This window comes from Luteibacter sp. SVR4-7G (assembly GCF_056755555.1).
This window is the reverse complement of sequence record NZ_JBPGXO010000086.1, coordinates 1-3,101: the sequence shown is the minus strand read 5'-3', so window position 1 is coordinate 3,101 and position 3,101 is coordinate 1. Positions and strand designations below refer to the sequence as shown.

3 protein-coding genes are annotated in these 3,101 nt (G+C 69.7%); all 3 read right to left on the bottom strand.

The features are described from left to right. Positions 1 to 22: 22 nt before the first annotated feature. Genes ACR9ZH_RS18375 through ACR9ZH_RS18365 form a run of 3 tightly spaced genes read right to left on the bottom strand, consistent with a single transcriptional unit; the run spans position 23 to position 2,813 of the window. Positions 23 to 745: a class I SAM-dependent methyltransferase gene (locus ACR9ZH_RS18375; RefSeq protein WP_481292209.1), complete on the bottom strand. Its 723-nt coding sequence runs from the start codon at positions 743 to 745 to the stop codon at positions 23 to 25. After that, positions 742 to 1,965 (bottom strand): amidohydrolase family protein, encoded by a 1,224-nt coding sequence (locus ACR9ZH_RS18370; RefSeq protein ID WP_481292208.1) that lies wholly within the window; start codon positions 1,963 to 1,965, stop codon positions 742 to 744. Before ACR9ZH_RS18370 ends, ACR9ZH_RS18375 begins: the two co-directional genes overlap by 4 nt. A 2-nt stretch (positions 1,966 to 1,967) precedes the next feature. Next, complete coding sequence (locus tag ACR9ZH_RS18365) at positions 1,968 to 2,813, bottom strand: class I SAM-dependent methyltransferase (RefSeq protein WP_481292207.1); 846 nt, start codon at positions 2,811 to 2,813, stop codon at positions 1,968 to 1,970. Between the last annotated feature and the right edge of the window lie 288 nt (positions 2,814 to 3,101).

Sequence of the window (3,101 nt, the reverse complement as noted above, 5' to 3'; positions counted from 1 at the left end):
AGATGTGTATAAGAGACAGGGGTCATGGCAGCGAACCGGGCGGAGGGGCGGGAATGCGGCGCAGCTGGAATACCAGGGCCACCGGCACGTCGAGCGCCTGTCGATCGAAACGCGCGCCTTCGGGGATGTCGGCGGGATCGAGCATCGGCTCGAGCACGTGTTCGATGGCGAGGCCGAGGCGCGCGCAGGCCGCGTGCCAGTGACTGTAGAGATGAGCCGTGTGGCGCGCGGCATAGCGGCGGCCGCCCGATCTGAAATCGCGCAACCAACCCAGCGCGTGACCCGTCGGATGCACGTCGCTGCAAAGGATGCGCCCGCCGGGGCGCGTGACCCTGCGCAACTCGGAGAGTGCCGGTTCCAGTTGCTCGAGATGGCCGATCGTGAGGCCGCACAGCGTGAGGTCCGCGATGCCGTCGCCAAGCGGCAATGCATCCAGGCTCCCTTGAACCAGCGTCACGTGCGAAGCGGCATCCGTTTCCCGCGACACCTCCGCCGCCCGCGCAAGCATCTCCGGCGACAGGTCCACGCCATGCACGCGGGCCGCGCCGCGACGCAGCGCATGGCGCAGGTAGCGTCCGCTGCCGCAACCTGCGTCCACCACGACGGCGCCGCTCAGGTTAGCGGGCATCCGTCCGAGCATCGCACGCTCTTCCGCGCGCATGACCGGGTTGTGCGCATGCGCCGGATAGTCCGCCGCCCAGAGCGCATAAGCCTCGGCGGGAGCGAGGATGGGCGTGGCGGTCATTTCCGCGCTCCCGCGTAACGGATGACGCGCTCGGCGGCAGTTGCCGGCTCCAGGCCAGGCTCCATCGCCAGCAGCTCGGGCTCGGCGAAGGCGCGGGCGAGCAGCTTCGGCCTGCCGTCGAGCGTCACCTTCATCGTGTCGACGTTCGCCGCGTCGAACCACCCGGCAAAATCCGGATCGGCCAGGCAAGGCAGGCCGTCGCGCACCACGGCACGCAGTTCGGAGCGCGAACGGCCGACGAGGTTGTCAGCCACGTCGCCGCCGCGATCCTCCACGATCACCAGGTCGGCGATGCTGCCTTCATCGAGGTTGCCGCGAGCGGGAAGCGCGAGAAGTCGCGCGGCATCCGCGGTCGCCAGTCCTAGCAGGGCGTCGGCATCGAGTTCGCCCCGCTCGCTTTCGGCGCGCAACTCTTCGAGCAGGTCGCGCGCGCCGCTCAGCCGCGAATCGCTTCCGAGCGCGAGGCGGCCCGCGGCCTGCAGCGGACGCGGATCGAGCGAGCGGCCGAGCAACCGGTGATTGCTGCCAGGGCACCAGACCACGCCGGCGCCGACGGCTATCACCCGCTCGATGTCGCGCTCTCGCATGCCCACGCCATGGATCAGCACGGTATTGGCGGCTAGACAGCCCATGCGGTCGAGCTCGTCGAGCTCGCCCGCCGCCAGCGCATCCGTGCCTTCGGCGAGGTGGATCATCCAAGGCCGGCCGAACGGCGTCGCGGCGAAGCTGGCGCGCACCGGCGGACCGTAGGCCGGGCCATGCAGTGCGTAACTCCAGCCATGGTCGCGCAATACGCTCACGGGAAAATCCGGGCCGTCGAGCGCCGGATGCCACGGATCGTGATGGGCCACGCAGGTGACGCCCGCCAGCAGGTTCTTCAGTCCGCCGTGGCGCATGCGCCTGGACTTGGGCACGGCGAGCGCGGCCACCGTCGCCGGATCGGCGAAGTGCGCCTGGAAGGCTTCGATCCAGTCGTATGCGTTCGGAAAGACGGTGTCGCCAGGCAGCGGCGGCACATTGTTCACCTGCAGGTGTTCGTGCGCGTTCACCAGGGCGGGAAAGACCACGTGGTCGCGAAGGTCCACCGGAAAGGACCGCGGCGCCGCGCGCGCGGCGATGCGGTTGCCGCGAAGCTGCAGCGGCGCCCGCGTGACCCGCCCAGGAGCGGCCAGCGCGGCGCCGGCCAGGGTGAAACCCGGTATGGATGTCGTACTGCGCATGCTCAGCGCCGATGCATGACGATCAGGAAGTGGTCGCCCATGTCGCGCAGGAGGGGGAGACCGCCGAAGCGGTCGTCCAGCCGGCCAAGGCGCTCGTACCAGCCCGGACGGCGGCGATACCGGTCCACCATGTAGGGCGGCGGCAGGAAGAGGCTCAGCGCGCGGTAGCCGGCGAGCGTGAAGTGCTCGGAAAACGCCGCATGGAATTCGCGCGGCATGTAGTACCAGGTCCAGATGGTATGGCCATTCATGCCCACCGCCCGCACGCCGCGGCCGAAGCGCACGCCCGCGCGCCCGAAGCGGCGGCGCAAGGCGTAATGACCGAGCTCCCACGGACAGATCCGGCCCATCACGGAGAACACCAGGCTGCCGCCGGGGCGCACCAGCCGCGCGCATTCCTCGGCGACGGCGCGCAGGTCGGGCGCGCAGTTCAGCGGACCGAAATTGGAATAGATGCCGTCGAACCGGCCACCGAGCAGGTGCAGTTGCTGTATCCCGAGGTGGACTGCGCTCAGGTGCGATTCGACGCCGGCGTCGACGGCGCGGGCTCGCGTGCGCTCGACCATTTCGGGCGACCAATCGCTGGCCACCACGTGGTAGCCGTGGCGGGCGAATTCCACCGCGTCCAGCCCCGTGCCGCAGCCCAGGTCGAGCAACCGCGATCCGGACGGCAGTTCGGCGCCGACGGTGTTCCACATCGTGGTGCGCATGCGCTGAATCAGTTCGTTGTTGCCGCGCGGCCCGTCGTAATCGGGCGCGACACTGTCGAACGCCCGCTGCGTATCGAGCAGCCGCGCCTCGTCGAAATCGCCGGGGACCACGCGCCCGGCCTGTGCTTGCTCGTTCATGGCCGTGAGTGCCAGCCCGGCGCCCATCGGTTTAATCGCATTCCTCGCCCGGGAAACCGCACCGCGACCGCCCCCTGTAGGAGCACGCTTGCGCGCGACCGCCTTTCGCGTCGGTTGGCCCGCGTGCGCGTGCCCGTGTCTTAAGCGGCTTCGCCGCAGGGAGCGGGACGGCTCGGCGTTCGCCATCGCGTTTTGCTTTCGGCGTGGCGGGGGGTCGCCGGCGCCTGCCATTTTTGTCGCTAAGTCCTCGTCCGGCCTACGCCTCCCTGCGGAATCGCTCCAAAAACG

Coding starts and splice junctions, on each gene's coding strand:
- ACR9ZH_RS18365 (WP_481292207.1), bottom strand. CDS start 2,813: ATGAACGAGCAAGCACAGGCCGGGCGCGTGGTCCCCGGCGATTTCGAC.
- ACR9ZH_RS18375 (WP_481292209.1), bottom strand. CDS start 745: ATGACCGCCACGCCCATCCTCGCTCCCGCCGAGGCTTATGCGCTCTGG.
- ACR9ZH_RS18370 (WP_481292208.1), bottom strand. CDS start 1,965: ATGCGCAGTACGACATCCATACCGGGTTTCACCCTGGCCGGCGCCGCG.